The following is a 16278-nucleotide window of genomic DNA, read 5'->3' as shown; positions in this document are numbered from 1 at the left end:
TCGGAGGAGTATGCAATGAGCGGGCTGTACATGCTGTTCGGTACGCTGATCGCCCTCGGGGTGCTGGTGACCTTTCACGAGTTCGGTCATTTCTGGGTGGCGCGGCGCTGTGGGGTAAGGGTGCTGCGCTTTTCCGTTGGTTTTGGCAGTCCGTTGGTGCGCTGGCATGACCGGCATGGAACGGAGTTCATGGTGGCCGCCATCCCGCTGGGTGGCTACGTCAAGATGCTTGATGAGCGTGAGGGTGATGTAGCGCCCGAGCAGCTCGATCAAGCGTTCAATCGCAAACCGGTATTGCAGCGTATTGCCATTGTCGCAGCAGGGCCGATTGCCAACTTCCTGCTTGCTATCGCGTTCTTTTGGGCGATTGCCATGCTCGGCAGCCAGCAGGTGCGGCCGGTAATAGGCAAGGTCGAGCCGGATAGTCTCGCGGCTGCCGCAGGTTTGCAGGCTGGCCAGGAGATCGTCGCCGTGGATGGCGAGGCCACGGCAGGCTGGGCGGCGGTCAATCTGCAGCTGGTGCGCCGCTTGGGTGAAAGCGGCACCTTGGAGTTGCAGGTGCGTGAGCATGGTGCTCTGCAGGTAATGTCCCGTCAGGTGGTGCTGAATGACTGGCAGAAGGGCGTCGACGAGCCTGAGCCGTTGGCATCGCTCGGGCTAGTGCCTTGGCGGCCTGCGGTGTTGCCGGTGGTCAGTGAGCTTGATCCGGACGGTCCGGCCCAGGCGGCGGGCGTTCAGTTGGGGGATCGATTGTTGGCCCTCGATGATCAGATGTTGGATGACTGGCAGCAGGTGGTTGACTGGGTGCGTCAGCGCCCGGGCGAGTCGGCGACATTGCGCCTGGATCGCGATGGCCGACAGGTCGAGTTGCCGCTGACTCTGGCCGAGCGTGGTGAGGGGCAGGCGCGTAGTGGTTATCTCGGGGTGGGCGTGAAGGGTGGCGAGTGGCCTGCCGACATGTTGCACGAGGTCAGCTATGGTCCCGCCGAGGCGGTGCTTGAAGGCATGCGTCGTACCTGGGGTATGACGGTGCTAACCCTTGATTCGCTGAAGAAAATGCTGTTCGGCGAGCTCTCGGTAAAAAACTTGAGTGGGCCGATAACCATTGCTAAAGTGGCGGGCGCTTCAGCTCAGTCGGGCGTCGCGGATTTCCTGAATTTCCTCGCCTATCTGAGCATTAGCCTGGGGGTTCTCAATTTGCTGCCCATTCCTGTGCTGGATGGGGGGCATTTGCTGTTTTACCTGGTCGAATGGGTGCGTGGTCGCCCACTGTCCGAGCGGGTACAGGGCTGGGGTATTCAGATCGGTATCAGTCTGGTGCTGGGGGTCATGTTGCTGGCCCTGGTGAATGATCTGAGTCGTCTGTAACGAATAGCTGAATTCCGAATCTGCCGCGCTTTGCGGCAGTTTCTTTATTATCAGTTGGAATAAGAAAGGACTTCATGAAACGTCTGCTGCTACCCGCGGTGCTCTCCGCACTGATGATCGCCGAAGTTCACGCCGAGTCCTTCACTATCACTGACATTCAGGTCAACGGCCTGCAGCGGGTTTCCGCTGGCAGCCTGTTCGGCGCCTTGCCGCTGAACGTGGGCGATCAGGTCGACGATGGCCGTTTGGTCGAGGCGACTCGTTCGCTGTTCAAAACGGGTTTCTTCCAGGATATCCAGCTGGGCCGCGATGGCGATGTGCTGGTAATCAGTGTGGTTGAGCGTCCGTCGATTTCCACCATTGAAATCGAAGGCAACAAGGCGATCAGTACTGAAGACCTGATGAAGGGCCTGGAGCAATCCGGTCTGGCCGAGGGTGAGATCTTCCAGCGCGCTACCCTCGAAGGTGTGCGTAACGAGCTGCTGCGCCAGTATGTGGCGCAGGGCCGTTATTCCGCAGAGATCGAAGCAGAAGTTATTCCGCAGCCGCGTAACCGCGTTGCGCTGAAGATTGACATCAACGAAGGCTCGGTCGCAGCGATCCAGCACATCAACGTGGTGGGTAACAGCGTTTTCCCGGATGAAGATCTGGTCGGCCTGTTCGAGCTGAAGACCTCCAACTGGCTGTCTTTCTTCAAGAATGATGACAAGTACGCTCGCGAGAAGCTCTCCGGTGACTTGGAGCGTCTGCGCTCCTATTACTTGGATCGCGGCTACATCAACATGGATATCTCCTCTACTCAGGTATCCATCACGCCTGACAAGAAGCACGTGTACATCACCGTCAACGTCGATGAGGGTGAAAAGTACAGTGTCAGCGAGGTCAAGCTGTCCGGCGATCTGAAAGTGCCGCAGGCAGAAATCGAGAAGCTGATGCTGGTGAAACAAGGTCAGGTCTTCTCGCGCAAGGTGATGACTACCACCTCTGAGTTGATTACTCGCCGCCTGGGCAACGAAGGTTACACCTTCGCCAACGTTAACGGCGTGCCTCAGGCCAATGACGCAGACAAGACTGTTGCCATCACCTTTGTGGTCGATCCGGGCAAGCGTGCCTATGTCAATCGCATCAACTTCCGTGGCAATACCAAGACCGAAGATGAAGTACTGCGCCGCGAAATGCGCCAGATGGAAGGTGGCTGGGCGTCGACCTACCTGATCGATCAGTCCAAGACCCGTCTGGAGCGTCTGGGTTACTTCAAGGAAGTCAATGTTGAAACCCCGCAAGTGCCGGGTAGCGACGATCAGATCGACGTCAACTACAGCGTGGAAGAGCAGCCGTCCGGCTCCATCACTGCCAGCGTTGGTTTTGCGCAGAATGCCGGTTTGATCCTGGGTGGTTCTATCAGTCAGAACAACTTCCTCGGTACCGGTAACAAGGTCAGCCTGGGTCTGACCCGTTCGGAGTACCAGACTCGCTATAACTTCGGCTTCGTCGATCCCTACTGGACAGTGGATGGCGTCAGCCTGGGTTACAACGCCTTCTATCGCACCACTGACTACGATGAACTGGACGTAGATGTCTCCAGCTACTCGGTTGACAGTTATGGTGCGGGTGTCAGCATCGGCTACCCGATCAGCGAGACCTCGCGCCTGACCTACGGTCTGACCATCCAGCAGGACAGCCTGGACACCGGTTTCTACACCGTCGACGAAATCGTTGATTTCATCGAAGAGGAGGGTGACGACTTCCTCAACCTGAAAGCCTCCATCGGTTGGTCGGAGTCGACTCTCAATCGAGGTGTGCTGGCAAATCGCGGTCACTCGCAGAGCCTGGTACTGGAATCGACTGTTCCGGGTAGTGATCTGTCGTTCTTCAAGCTGGACTACCGTGGCCAGATTTTTGCGCCGCTGTCGAAGGACTACACCATGCGTTTCCATACCGAGCTGGGTTATGGCGATAGCTATGGTTCGACGTCTGAACTGCCATTCTACGAGCACTACTATGCGGGTGGCTTCAACTCGGTACGGGGTTTCGAGGACAGCAGTCTTGGTCCTCGCAGCACGCCGAGTGTTGTCCGCAACTCGCAGGGTGAAATCGTCTTCGACACCGAGGACAAGTACGGCCGCTTTACAGACCCGGATCAGGATCCGTTGCCGTTCGGTGGTAACGTATTGATTCAGGGTGGTGCCGAGCTGCTGTTCCCCTTGCCATTTGTCAAGGATCAGCGCTCGCTGCGTACCTCGCTGTTCTGGGACGTGGGTAGCGTCTTCGATACCAATTGCACTGACAGCCAAAAGGCGCTTAGCGACAGCTGCGATATCGACTTTGGCAACCTGGCCAGCTCGGTGGGTGTTGGTGTGACCTGGATTACCGCTCTCGGCCCGCTGAGCTTCAGTTTGGCGATGCCGGTGAAGAAACCGGATGACGCGGATACCCAGGTATTCCAGTTCTCCCTGGGCCAAACTTTCTAATTTGCTAGACAACAGTGTTTGTTGCAGGAGTGCATCGTGCGTAAGTTGACTCAATTGGTTCTGGTTGCTGCCACCATGCTGGCAACCCCGGCCTTCGCCGAGATGAAGATCGCGGTGATGAACTATCAGATGGCCTTGCTTGAGTCGGATGCTGCGAAGAAGTACGCCGTCGACGCCGAGAAGAAGTTCGGCCCGCAACTGAACAAGCTCAAGCAGTTGGAAGGCGATGCCAAGCGTATCCAGGATCGCTTGGTCAAAGATGGCGAGAAGATGCAGCAGGCCGAGCGTGAGCGCCTGGAGCTCGAGTTCAAGCAGAAAGCCCGCGATTTTCAGTTCCAGTCCAAGGAGCTGAACGAAGCCAAGGCCATTTCCGACCGTGACATGCTCAAGCAGCTCAAGCCGAAGCTGGATAAAGCGGTTGAGGAAGTGATCAAGCAGGGTAACTACGATCTGGTGCTGGAGCGTGGCGCCGTTGTGGACGTCAAGCCGCAGTACGAGATCACCCGCCAGGTCATTCAGCGCATGAACTCGCTGCGCTGAAGATGAACGCTCCGTTCTTTACCCTCGGCCAATTGGCCGAGCGTCTCGGCGCCACCCTGCGTGGTGCTGCGGACAAGCCGATTCGCGGCCTGGCGACCTTGCAGGACGCCGGTCCGGATCAGCTGAGTTTTCTGGCCAATGCCCAGTACCGCAAGTTTCTCCCCGAAACCCGTGCTGGTGTAGTGCTGCTGACTGAGGCCGATGCTGAGGGTTATGCCGGCGATGTGTTGCTGGTGGCGAATCCCTATCTGGCTTTTGCCCGTATATCCCATTTGTTTGATCCTAAGCCCGTCGCGCCCGCGGGGGTGCACTCGACTGCTGTGATCGCTGACGACGCTCAGGTTGATCCGAGCGCCAGTGTCGGTGCGTACGCGGTTATCGAGAGTGAGGCGCGGATAGGCGCTGGTGTTCGTATCGGTGCACATTGTGTGATCGGTGCCCGCAGCGAAGTAGGCGAAGACAGCTGGCTGGCGCCACGTGTGACCTTGTATCACGACGTCAAACTCGGCAAACGTGTAGTGATTCAATCCGGCGCAGTGCTCGGCGGTGAAGGTTTCGGTTTTGCCAATGAGAAGGGCGTCTGGCAGAAGATTGCACAGATTGGTGGCGTGGTGCTGGGCGACGATGTGGAAGTCGGCGCCAATACCACCATCGATAGAGGTGCCTTGGCTGACACCGTGATCGGCAACGGTGTGAAGCTGGATAACCAGATCATGATTGCGCACAACGTACAGGTCGGCGAGCACACCGCGATGGCTGGCTGCGTGGGCATTTCCGGCAGTACAAAGATCGGCAAACACTGCATGATCGCTGGCGGTGTCGGCATGGTTGGGCACATCGAGGTGTGCGACAACGTGTTCGTCACTGGCATGACTATGGTGACCCGTTCGATCACCGAGCCGGGCGCCTACTCTTCCGGTACGGCCATGCAGACCGCAGCCGACTGGAAGAAGAGCGCGGCTCGCATACGTCAACTGGATGACATGGCAAAGCGTCTGCGCGAGCTGGAAAAGCGCCTTGCCGCCGTGACCTCTAACGATCAGGCCTCATCAGATGCCTGATCGTGCCCGAGGCACGCCCCCCTATTTAGTAAAGGCTTTCCGCACATGATGGACATCAACGAGATTCGCGAATATCTGCCGCACCGCTACCCTTTCCTGTTGGTGGATCGGGTCGCCGAGCTGGATATCGAAGGCAAGAGCATTCGCGCTTACAAGAATGTCAGCATCAACGAGCCTTTCTTCAACGGCCATTTCCCCGAGCATCCGATTATGCCGGGCGTGCTGATCATTGAAGCCATGGCCCAGGCTGCCGGCATCCTGGGTTTCAAGATGCTGGATGTGAAGCCGGCCGATGGCACCCTTTACTATTTCGTCGGTTCGGACAAGCTGCGCTTTCGCCAGCCAGTGCTGCCCGGTGATCAGCTGATCCTTGAGGCCAAGTTTCTCAGCGTCAAACGCAGTATCTGGAAGTTCGAGTGCCGTGCCAGTGTCGATGGCAAGGAAGTCTGCTCGGCCGAAATCATCTGTGCGGAACGCAAGCTATGAGTTTGATTGACCCTCGCGCCATCATCGATCCGTCGGCCAAGCTGGCTGCGGATGTCCAGGTCGGCCCCTGGTCGATCATCGGGCCCGATGTGGAAATTGGTGAGGGTACAGTGGTCGGCCCGCATGTGGTGCTCAAGGGGCCCACCGTGATCGGTCGACATAACAAGATCTACCAGTTTTCCTCGGTGGGCGAGGACACCCCAGATCTCAAGTACAAGGGCGAGCCGACCCGCCTGGTCATAGGCGATCACAATGTGATCCGCGAGGGTGTCACCATTCACCGTGGCACGGTGCAGGACCGAAGTGAGACCACCATTGGCGATCACAACCTGCTGATGGCCTATGTCCATATCGGTCATGACAGCGTGATCGGTAATCACTGCATTCTGGTCAACAACACCGCTCTCGCCGGTCACGTTCACATGGATGACTGGGCGATTCTTTCCGGCTTCACCCTGGTGCATCAGTTCTGCCGTATTGGCGCGCACAGCTTTTCCGGTATGGGCACCGCCATCGGCAAGGATGTTCCAGCCTATGTCACCGTGTTCGGCAATCCTGCCGAAGCGCGCAGCATGAACTTCGAGGGCATGCGTCGCCGTGGCTTCAGCACCGAGGCCATCGCCGCGCTGCGTCGCGCCTACAAGGTGGTCTATCGACAGGGGCTCACCGTCGAGCAGGCGCTCGCCGAGATGGCCGAGTCCGCGGCGCAGTTCCCCGAAGTCGCGGTGTTCCGTGACTCGATCCAGGCTTCGACCCGCGGCATCACGCGCTGATATGGCGGCTACGTTACGTGTCGCGCTGGTCGCTGGCGAAGCGTCCGGCGACATTCTAGGCGCCGGTCTGATGCTGGCGCTCAAGATGCGCTATCCACAAGTCGAATTCCTCGGTGTTGGCGGGCCGCGCATGGAGGCCGAAGGCCTGGTTTCTAAGTTTCCCATGGAGCGCCTCGCCGTGATGGGGCTGATCGAGGTGCTTGGTCGCCTGCGCGAGCTGCTCGGGCGGCGCAAGCGACTGATTGCCGAGCTGATTGCCGCCAAGCCGGATGTCTTCATCGGCATCGATGCCCCCGACTTCAACCTGACCCTCGAACTCAAGCTGCGTGAGGCAGGGATCAAGACCGTGCATTACGTCAGCCCGTCCGTCTGGGCCTGGCGCCAGAAGCGGGTGCTGAAGATTCGTCAGGCCTGCGATCTGATGCTGACCCTGTTCCCCTTTGAGGCGCGCTTCTACCTGGATCATCAGGTACCGGTGCGCTTCGTCGGTCATCCGCTGGCCAATACCATTCCTCTGCAGGCCGATCGTGCAGGTGCTCGCGAGGCGCTGGGCATGGGCTTGGAGGACGCAGTGGTTGCCTTGCTGCCCGGCAGTCGTGGCGGTGAGGTGGCGCGCCTGGGCGAGTTGTTCCTCGATGCTGCTGAGCGTCTGCGCGCCCTGCGTCCGGGCGTGCGCTTCGTGCTCCCTTGTGCCAATGCCGAGCGCCGCGCCCAGCTGGAGGCCATGCTGGTCGATCGTGATCTGCCGCTGTTGCTGCTCGACGGCCGCTCCCACGAGGCGCTGACGGCCTGCGACGCGGTGCTGATCGCTTCCGGTACCGCCACCCTCGAGGCGCTGCTGCACAAGCGGCCGATGGTGGTGGCCTACAAGGTCGCGCCACTGACCTACCGCATTCTCAAGCATCTGGTGAAGAGCCCGTACATCTCGCTGCCCAACCTGCTGGCTGAACGCATGCTGGTACCCGAGCTGATCCAGGACGCTGCCACCCCTGATGCCCTGGCTCAGGCGCTGGCCCCCCTGCTGGATAATGGCGCCGTGCAGACCGAAGGTTTCGACACCATTCACCGCGCCCTGCGTCAGGATGCCTCGCAGCAGGCTGCGGACGCCGTGCTCAAGCTGGTAGGGCGGGCCTGATGCAACTGGGGCTGGACTTTGCTCTGGTCGAACAACTGGTCGCCGGCGTCGACGAAGTGGGCCGTGGCCCGCTCTGCGGCCCGGTAGTGACTGCTGCGGTGATTCTCGATCCGGCCCGGCCGATAGCCGGTCTCAACGACTCGAAGAAGCTCAGCGAAGCGCGCCGCGACAAGCTGTTCGATGAGATTCGCGAGAAGGCTCTGGCCTGGTGTATCGCCCGCGCCGAGGTGGAAGAGATCGATCGCCTCAACATCCTGCATGCCACCATGCTGGCCATGCAGCGTGCGGTGGAGGGGCTGCAGGTCACGCCGAGGCTGGCGCTGATTGACGGTAACCGCTGCCCAAAGCTGGCGGTGCCCAGCGCACCGGTGGTGGGTGGCGACGCGCAGGTGCCGGCCATTGCCGCCGCATCGATCCTTGCCAAAGTCAGTCGCGACCGCGAGATGGCCGAGCTGGATGCGCTCTACCCAGGCTACGGCATCGCCGGGCACAAGGGTTATCCCACGCCGGTACATCTGGAGGCTCTCAAGCGCCTGGGGGCCACGCCCATCCATCGGCGCTCCTTCGCGCCGGTGCGTCAGGCGCTGGAAGCGGCCGCTCAGCAGTAGATGGCTGCGGCTGTCCTTTGTAACCAGGCCCGGTACAATCCGGGCCTTATCGTTTCTGTGTCACCAACGGGATTGCCATGACCGCCACGTTCGTCCATCTGCGCCTGCACACCGAGTTCTCCCTGGTCGATGGCTTGGTGCGGGTCAAGCCGCTGGTCAAGGCGGTGGCCGCTGCCGGCATGCCGGCCGTGGCCGTCACCGACATGAGCAACATGTGTTCGCTGGTGAAGTTCTACAAGGCCGCCATGGGCGGCGGCATCAAGCCGATCTGCGGTGCCGATATCTGGCTGGCAAGCCCGGAGGAAGACGGCCCGTTGTCGCGTTTGACCCTGCTGGCCATGAACGCCAAGGGCTACCGTAACCTGACCGAGCTGATTTCCCGTGGCTGGGCCGAGGGCCAGGACAATGGCCTGGTGATCATCCAGCGCGACTGGGTCAAGGGCGCAGCCGAAGGCCTGATCGCACTTTCCGGTGCCCGCGAGGGCGAGGTGGGTATGGCCCTGCTGTCGGGCGACCTCACCCGTGCCGAGGCTTTCCTTGGCGAGTGGTTGGAGGTTTTCCCCGAGCGCTTCTATCTGGAGGTGCAGCGTACCAATCGGGTGGGGGACGAGGAGCATCTGCATGCAGCTGTCGAACTGGCGGCGCGTACCGGTGCACCGCTGGTGGCGACCAACGATGTGCGCTTCCTCAAGAAGGGGGATTTCGAGGCCCATGAAACCCGGGTATGCATCGGTGAGGGGCGTACTCTCGATGATCCACGCCGGCCGCGCAACTACTCCGAGGAGCAGTACCTCAAGAGCCCGGAAGAGATGGCCGAGCTGTTTTCCGACCTGCCCGAGGCACTGGAGAACACCGTCGAGATCGCCAAGCGCTGCAACATCGAGGTGCAGCTGGGCAAGTACTTCCTGCCGGACTTCCCCACGCCCAATGGCATGGGGATTGACGATTACCTGCGCCACGCCTCCTTCGAGGGCCTGGAGGAGCGCCTGGCGGTCCTGCTGCCGAAGGAAACCACGCCAAATTACGAGGAAAAGCGCCAGGTCTATGTCGACCGCCTGAACTTCGAACTCGACATCATCATCCAGATGGGTTTCCCCGGTTACTTCCTCATCGTGATGGACTTCATTCAGTGGGCGAAAAGTAACGGCGTGCCGGTTGGCCCGGGGCGGGGTTCGGGTGCTGGCTCGCTGGTGGCCTACGTGCTGAAGATCACTGACCTCGACCCGCTGGCCTATGACCTGCTGTTCGAACGCTTCCTCAACCCCGAGCGGGTTTCCATGCCCGACTTCGACGTCGACTTCTGCATGGACGGTCGCGACCGGGTGATCGATTACGTGGCCGACAAGTACGGCCGCAATGCGGTGAGCCAGATCATCACTTTCGGCTCCATGGCGGCCAAGGCGGTAGTGCGCGACGTGGCGCGGGTGCAGGGCAAGTCCTATGGCCTGGCCGATCGCCTGTCGAAGATGATCCCCTTCGAAGTGGGCATGACCCTGGAGGCTGCTTACAACCAGGAGGAAGTACTGCGCGACTTCCTCAAGAGTGACGAGGAGGCCCAGGAAATCTGGGACATGGCCCTCAAGCTCGAAGGCGTGGTGCGCGGTACCGGCAAGCACGCCGGGGGGGTGGTGATCGCGCCGACCAAGTTGACCGACTTTGCGCCGACCTCCTGTGACGAGGAGGGCGCCGGCCTGGTGACCCAGTTCGACAAGGACGACGTCGAGCAGGCCGGCCTGGTCAAGTTCGACTTCCTCGGCCTGCGCACCCTGACCATCATCAAGTGGGCGATGGAAACCATCCACCGCATCCAGAAACGTGATGGTGCCTCGGATGACGAGCTGATCAACATCGACTTCATCCCGCTGGATGACAAGCCGACCTACGCCATGCTGCAGAAGGCCGAGACCACGGCGGTGTTCCAGCTCGAATCGCGCGGCATGAAGGAGCTGATCAAGAAGCTCAAGCCCGACTGCCTGGAGGACATGATCGCACTGGTGGCGCTGTTCCGCCCCGGCCCGCTGCAGTCGGGTATGGTGGACGACTTCATCAACCGTAAGCACGGTCGCGAACCGCTGTCCTACCCGCACCCGGACTACCAGTACGCCGGTCTCGAACCGGTGCTCAAGCCCACCTACGGCATCATCCTGTATCAGGAACAGGTGATGCAGATCGCTCAGGTCATGGCGGGCTATACCCTGGGCGGCGCGGACATGCTGCGTCGCGCCATGGGCAAGAAGAAGCCCGAGGAGATGGCCAAGCAGCGTGGTGGCTTCATTGAAGGCTGCGCGCAGAACGGCATCGATGCCGACTTGGCGGGCAACATCTTCGATCTGGTGGAAAAGTTCGCCGGCTACGGTTTCAACAAGTCCCACTCCGCCGCCTACGGCCTGGTGTCCTACCAAACCGCCTGGCTCAAGGCGCATTACCCGGCGCCATTCATGGCCGCAGTGCTGTCGGCGGATATGCACAACACCGACAAGGTGGTGATCCTCATCGAGGAATGCCGCAGCATGAAGCTGCGCATCGACGCGCCTGACGTGAATACCTCGGAGTACAAGTTCACCGTCAACGACGACGGTCGTATCGTCTACGGCCTGGGCGCGGTCAAGGGCGTGGGTGAAGGGCCGGTGGAGGCCATTGTCGAGTGCCGTACCGAGGGCGGTCCGTTCAAGGATCTGTTCGACTTCTGCAATCGCGTCGACCTCAAGCGCATCAACAAACGCACCCTGGAGGCACTGATCCGCTCTGGTGCGCTGGACCGCCTCGGTCCTTACTACCAGGACGAGCTCAAGGCCTACCAGGCGACGGTGGACCTCAACCGTGCGGTGCTGCTGGCGTCCATGGAGGAGGCCGTGCAGGCCGCCGAGCAGACCGCGCGCAGCCACGACAGCGGTCACATGGACCTGTTCGGCGGCGTGTTTGCCGAGCCCGAGCTGGATGTCTACGCCAAGCACCGCAAGGCGCGCGAGCTGTCGATCAAGGAGCGTCTCAAGGGCGAAAAGGACACTCTCGGCTTGTACCTGACCGGGCATCCGATTGACGAATACGAAGGCGAGATCCGCCGCTTCGCCCGCCAGCGCATCGTCGAGCTGCGCGCGGCGCGCGATACCCAGACCATCGCCGGACTGATCGTCAACCTGCGGGTCATGAAGAACAAGAAGGGCGACAAAATGGGCTTCATCACCCTGGACGACCGCTCCGGACGAATCGAGGCCTCGCTGTTCGCCGACGCCTTTGCCGGCGCCCAGGCGTTGCTGCAGACCGATGCGCTGGTGGTGGTCGAGGGCGAGGTGAGCAATGACGAGTTTTCCGGCGGTCTGCGCCTGCGTGCCAAGCGGGTGATGAGCCTGGAGGAGGCGCGCACCGGCCTGGCCGAGAGCCTGCGTATCCGTGCCCCGCGTGAGGCCCTGGCGGGCGACCGCCTGCGTTGGCTGGGCGAGCTGTTCGGCAAGCACAAGGGCGCCTGTCCATTGACCCTCGACTACAGCGGCAGCGAGGCCAAGGCGGTGTTGCAGTTCGGTGAGCAATGGTGCGTCGACCCGGCTGACAACCTGATCCAGGCCCTGCGTGACCAGTTCGGTAAAGACAACGTCTTCCTCCAATATCGCTGAGCGGCAGGTATCTGCCCTTGGCCTCGACCGCTGGCGTTCTATCCCGTAAGGTAGGGCGCCATATGGAATCAGCCGCCCCCGGCCGCCAGGCCGCTGACGCAAACGGATGCCTATGAACCCGAACTTTCTCGACTTCGAACAGCCGATCGCCGACCTGCAAGCCAAGATCGAAGAGTTGCGTCTGGTCGGTAACGACAACGCGCTGAACATCACCGACGAGATTGCCCGGCTGCAAGACAAGAGCAGCGAGCTGACCAAAAGCATCTTCGGCAATCTCAGCAGCTGGCAGATCTCCCAGCTCTCGCGCCACCCGCGCCGCCCTTACACCTTGGATTACATCGAGCACCTCTTCACCGAGTTCGACGAACTGCACGGCGACCGTCATTTCTCCGACGATGCCGCCATCGTCGGGGGGGTGGCCCGCATGGGCGACAGGCCGGTGATGGTCATCGGTCACCAGAAAGGCCGTGAGGTGCGCGAGAAGGTGCGCCGCAACTTCGGTATGCCGCGTCCGGAAGGCTATCGCAAGGCCTGCCGGCTGATGGAAATGGCCGAGCGCTTCAAGCTGCCGATCCTGACTTTCATCGACACGCCGGGCGCCTATCCGGGCATCGATGCCGAGGAGCGTAACCAGAGCGAAGCCATCGCCTGGAATCTGCGTGTCATGTCTCGCCTGAAGACGCCGATCATTGCCACCGTCATTGGTGAGGGTGGTTCCGGCGGTGCGCTGGCCATTGGCGTGTGCGATCAGCTGAACATGCTGCAGTACTCCACCTACTCGGTGATCTCGCCGGAAGGTTGCGCCTCCATCCTGTGGAAAACCGCCGAGAAGGCGCCGGACGCCGCCGAGGCCATGGGCATTACCGCCGAACGCCTGAAGGGCCTGGGCATCGTCGACAAGGTGATCGGCGAGCCGCTGGGTGGTGCTCATCGTGATCCGGCCGCTGCTGCGGCCAGCATCCGCAAGGAGCTGGAAGGTCAGTTGGATGAGCTGCTCAAGCTCGATAGCGAGCAACTGCTGGCGCGCCGTTATGAGAAACTCATGAGCTTCGGTGTAGCCTGATTCTAGGTGGATAGAGACAACGGGCCTTCGGGCCCGTTGTTGTTTTAAGCTTGGCCGATGAACATCCTCGAACGACAGTTATTGGCTGCCTTGCAGCCCTGGCGTGACGCGCCCGCCTGGCATGTCGCCCTGTCCGGCGGCCTGGACTCCAGTGTGTTGCTGCATCTGCTGGTGCGCCTGCGCGAGCAAGAAAGGTTGCCAGCGCTGAAAGCCATCCATGTTCACCATGGACTTCAATCGGCGGCCGACGCCTGGCCGGCGCAGTGTCGGGAGCTGTGTGATCGCCTGGGCGTGCCGCTGCAGGTCGAGTTCGTGCAGGTGGCCGCTGGCGCGAGCCTGGAGCGTGCCGCGCGGGAGGCGCGCTATGCGGCGTGCGCGCGCAGGCTGGGCGTCGGCGAGCTGCTTCTTACCGCGCAGCACCGTGACGATCAGGCTGAGACGCTGTTTTTTCGTCTGCTGCGAGGCGCTGGTGTGCGTGGCTTGGCGGGTATGCCTATTGCTCGGCCTCTGGGCAGCGGGCAGCTGGTGCGTCCGCTGCTTGGGGTGGCGCGCGCCGAGCTGGCGCGTTACGCCAGCGAGCAGCGGCTGAGTTGGGTGGAGGATCCCTCCAACGCCGACACTGGACTGGCGCGCAATTTTCTGCGTCACGAGATACTGCCGGCGCTTGCCCGGCAATGGCCGCAGGTAGGCGCCACCCTGGCGCGCACGGCCGGGCAGATGGCCGAGGCCGAGCAGTTGCTCGGCGAGCTGGCCGAGCAGGACCTGGTGCCTGCCCGCAGTGCACACCCTTTCACCTGGCTGGGTTTGCCTTCCCTTGAGCTGGCGCCACTACTTGATCTGTCCGAGGCGCGTCAGCGCAATGCCCTGCGTCACTGGCTGGCACCGCTGACGCCGATGCCGGACCGCGAGCACTGGGCCGGCTGGTGCGACCTAAGGGACGCCGCAGTTGATGCCGAGCCGATCTGGCGGCTCGGCCAGGGAGAGCTAAGGCGTGCCGACGGGCGGTTGTGGTGGCTGGCCGACGAGTGGCTGCAGAGCCCTTTACCGCCCCCGCCCTGGCTTGATCCGCAAGCGGCGCTGGCACTGCCGGGCAATGGTGCAGCGCAATTGCTGGGACAACCGCCCTTGGGTGAATTGGCGCTGCGCTACCGCCAGGGTGGGGAGCAAATAATTGTGCCGGGGCGCGGGCGGCGCGACCTAAAGCGTCTGCTCAATGAGTCCGGCTTGCCGGCATTCGTGCGTGGCCGCGTGCCCTTGCTGTACCGCGACTCGGAGCTGGTTGCGGTCGCGGGTGTCGAGGGGCTGGACGGTCCGCGCTCGGGAGAGTGGCGCCTGCACTGGTACCCTCCGACCGGCGTACAAGGTTTGAGCTGCTAGACCCTTTCGCGTAGACTACGCTCCCGTCTTGTTACTGCTTCTGTGGGCTCCCTCCGGAACCCGCAGTGCTTTGCTTATTTCAGGTTGGCGAACGCCAGCCTGCGCTCTTACCCCGGCGGCGCCGACCGCTTGAACGCAGACTTCTAGGATTTTTCATGACGCGCTACATCTTCGTCACGGGTGGTGTTGTTTCTTCATTGGGGAAAGGCATTGCCTCGGCTTCCTTGGCAGCCATCCTGGAGGCACGTGGCCTGAAGGTCACCATGCTCAAGCTGGACCCCTATATCAACGTCGATCCGGGCACCATGAGCCCATTCCAGCACGGTGAGGTGTTCGTCACCCACGACGGCGCCGAGACCGATCTCGATCTGGGTCACTACGAGCGGTTCATCCGCACGACCATGACCAAGAACAACAACTTCACCACTGGCCGCGTCTACGAAGACGTGCTGCGCAAGGAGCGCCGTGGTGATTACCTGGGCGCGACCATCCAGGTCATCCCGCACATCACCGACGAGATCAAGCGCCGCGTGATCAAGGGCGCCGGTGACGCCGACGTTGCCATGGTCGAGATCGGCGGCACCGTGGGCGATATCGAATCGCAGCCGTTCCTCGAGGCAGCCCGTCAGCTGCGTGTGGAGCTGGGCGCCAAGCGTGCCATGTTCATGCACCTGACTCTGGTGCCGTACATCGCCACCGCCGGCGAAACCAAGACCAAGCCGACCCAGCATTCGGTCAAGGAACTGCGCTCCATCGGCGTGCAGCCTGACGTACTGGTGTGCCGCTCCGATCATGAGATCGACCTGTCCTCGCGCCGCAAGATCGCGCTGTTCACCAACGTTGAAGAACGTGCGGTGATCGGTCTGGAAGACGTCGACACCATTTACAAGATTCCATCCGTGCTACACGCCCAGGGCCTGGACGACATCGTCGTCGAGCGTTTCGGCCTGCAGTGCCAGCCGGCTGACCTCTCCGAATGGGATCGCGTGGTAGATGCCAAGCTACACCCGGAGAAGGAAGTCACCATCGCCATGGTCGGCAAGTACATGGAGCTGCTGGACGCTTACAAGTCGCTGATCGAAGCGATGAGTCATGCCGGCATCCAGAACCGCACCAAGGTTAACCTGCGCTACATCGACTCCGAAGACATCGAGAATCAGGGCACCGACCTGCTGGCCGGTGTCGATGCCATCCTGGTGCCGGGCGGTTTCGGTCTGCGCGGCGTGGAAGGCAAGATCAAGACTGTGCAGTTCGCCCGCGAGAACAAGATTCCCTACCTGGGTATCTGCCTGGGTATGCAGGTCGCGGTGATCGAGTACGCCCGTAACGTAGTGGGCTGGAAAGATGCCAACTCCACCGAGTTCACGCAGGACAGCGGTCATCCGGTGGTCGGCCTGATCACCGAGTGGCAAGACGCTACCGGCGCCACGGAAATCCGTACCGATGCCTCGGATCTGGGTGGCACCATGCGTCTGGGTGCCCAGGATTGCCAGCTGATGGCCGGTTCCAATGTGCGTGAGTGCTACGGCAAGGACGTGATCGTCGAGCGCCACCGCCATCGCTACGAGGTGAACAACAATCTGCTGCCGCAGCTGGAAGAGGCCGGGCTGAAGATCACCGGCCGCTCCGCTGACGGGGCACTGGTCGAAGTGGTCGAGGCTCCGGATCATCCGTGGTTTGTCGCCTGCCAGTTCCACCCCGAATTCACCTCCACTCCGCGTGACGGCCACCCGCTGTTCAGTGGCTTCGTCAAGGCTGCACTGAAGCAAGCCGGCAAGGCATAAG

General features: G+C 61.5%; 12 protein-coding genes. All 12 read left to right on the top strand.

The window, feature by feature from the left end:
* Nucleotides 1-15: 15 nt before the first annotated feature.
* Complete coding sequence (gene rseP, locus ACF8C6_RS03805; RefSeq protein WP_392498062.1) at nt 16-1368, top strand: sigma E protease regulator RseP; 1353 nt, start codon at nt 16-18, stop codon at nt 1366-1368.
* Nucleotides 1369-1442: 74 nt separating this feature from the next.
* Nucleotides 1443-3839, top strand: coding sequence for an outer membrane protein assembly factor BamA (gene bamA, locus ACF8C6_RS03800; protein ID WP_392498061.1), 2397 nt, complete (start codon nt 1443-1445; stop codon nt 3837-3839).
* Nucleotides 3840-3875: 36 nt separating this feature from the next.
* A complete protein-coding gene (locus ACF8C6_RS03795; RefSeq protein ID WP_277688617.1) occupies nt 3876-4379 on the top strand; it encodes an OmpH family outer membrane protein in 504 nt (167 codons plus the stop codon).
* Nucleotides 4380-4381: 2 nt separating this feature from the next.
* Entirely contained in the window at nt 4382-5440 is a 1059-nt protein-coding gene (gene lpxD, locus ACF8C6_RS03790; protein ID WP_392498059.1) for a UDP-3-O-(3-hydroxymyristoyl)glucosamine N-acyltransferase, read from the top strand.
* A 45-nt stretch (nt 5441-5485) separates the two neighbouring features.
* On the top strand, nt 5486-5926 hold the full coding sequence (gene fabZ / locus ACF8C6_RS03785; RefSeq protein ID WP_277688619.1) for a 3-hydroxyacyl-ACP dehydratase FabZ: 441 nt from the start codon (nt 5486-5488) through the stop codon (nt 5924-5926).
* Nucleotides 5923-6699: an acyl-ACP--UDP-N-acetylglucosamine O-acyltransferase gene (lpxA, locus tag ACF8C6_RS03780; protein WP_392498058.1), complete on the top strand. Its 777-nt coding sequence runs from the start codon at nt 5923-5925 to the stop codon at nt 6697-6699. The genes fabZ and lpxA overlap by 4 nt, the downstream gene beginning before the upstream one ends.
* A gap of 1 nt (nt 6700) precedes the next feature.
* On the top strand, nt 6701-7834 hold the full coding sequence (gene lpxB / locus ACF8C6_RS03775) for a lipid-A-disaccharide synthase (RefSeq protein ID WP_392498057.1): 1134 nt from the start codon (nt 6701-6703) through the stop codon (nt 7832-7834).
* Nucleotides 7834-8442, top strand: coding sequence for a ribonuclease HII (rnhB, locus tag ACF8C6_RS03770; protein ID WP_277688622.1), 609 nt, complete (start codon nt 7834-7836; stop codon nt 8440-8442). Before lpxB ends, rnhB begins: the two co-directional genes overlap by 1 nt.
* Nucleotides 8443-8519: 77 nt before the next feature.
* Complete coding sequence (dnaE, locus tag ACF8C6_RS03765) at nt 8520-12053, top strand: DNA polymerase III subunit alpha (RefSeq protein WP_392498055.1); 3534 nt, start codon at nt 8520-8522, stop codon at nt 12051-12053.
* 112 nt (nt 12054-12165) lie between these two features.
* On the top strand, nt 12166-13116 hold the full coding sequence (locus ACF8C6_RS03760) for an acetyl-CoA carboxylase carboxyltransferase subunit alpha (RefSeq protein WP_392498054.1): 951 nt from the start codon (nt 12166-12168) through the stop codon (nt 13114-13116).
* 57 nt (nt 13117-13173) lie between these two features.
* On the top strand, nt 13174-14493 hold the full coding sequence (gene tilS, locus ACF8C6_RS03755; RefSeq protein ID WP_392498053.1) for a tRNA lysidine(34) synthetase TilS: 1320 nt from the start codon (nt 13174-13176) through the stop codon (nt 14491-14493).
* Between the two features lie 155 nt (nt 14494-14648).
* Entirely contained in the window at nt 14649-16277 is a 1629-nt protein-coding gene (locus ACF8C6_RS03750) for a CTP synthase (protein ID WP_277688626.1), read from the top strand.
* Nucleotide 16278 lies beyond the last annotated feature (1 nt).

Source organism: Pseudomonas sp. zbq_18 (assembly GCF_043102245.1).
In the GTDB taxonomy this organism is placed as follows: domain Bacteria; phylum Pseudomonadota; class Gammaproteobacteria; order Pseudomonadales; family Pseudomonadaceae; genus Aquipseudomonas.
Note: the sequence above shows the minus strand (reverse complement) of the source record. Positions and strands in the feature narration are given on the sequence as shown.

Coding starts and splice junctions, on each gene's coding strand:
- rseP (WP_392498062.1), top strand. CDS start 16: ATGAGCGGGCTGTACATGCTGTTCGGTACGCTGATCGCCCTCGGGGTG.
- bamA (WP_392498061.1), top strand. CDS start 1,443: ATGAAACGTCTGCTGCTACCCGCGGTGCTCTCCGCACTGATGATCGCC.
- lpxD (WP_392498059.1), top strand. CDS start 4,382: ATGAACGCTCCGTTCTTTACCCTCGGCCAATTGGCCGAGCGTCTCGGC.
- fabZ (WP_277688619.1), top strand. CDS start 5,486: ATGATGGACATCAACGAGATTCGCGAATATCTGCCGCACCGCTACCCT.
- lpxA (WP_392498058.1), top strand. CDS start 5,923: ATGAGTTTGATTGACCCTCGCGCCATCATCGATCCGTCGGCCAAGCTG.
- lpxB (WP_392498057.1), top strand. CDS start 6,701: ATGGCGGCTACGTTACGTGTCGCGCTGGTCGCTGGCGAAGCGTCCGGC.
- rnhB (WP_277688622.1), top strand. CDS start 7,834: ATGCAACTGGGGCTGGACTTTGCTCTGGTCGAACAACTGGTCGCCGGC.
- dnaE (WP_392498055.1), top strand. CDS start 8,520: ATGACCGCCACGTTCGTCCATCTGCGCCTGCACACCGAGTTCTCCCTG.
- ACF8C6_RS03760 (WP_392498054.1), top strand. CDS start 12,166: ATGAACCCGAACTTTCTCGACTTCGAACAGCCGATCGCCGACCTGCAA.
- tilS (WP_392498053.1), top strand. CDS start 13,174: ATGAACATCCTCGAACGACAGTTATTGGCTGCCTTGCAGCCCTGGCGT.
- ACF8C6_RS03750 (WP_277688626.1), top strand. CDS start 14,649: ATGACGCGCTACATCTTCGTCACGGGTGGTGTTGTTTCTTCATTGGGG.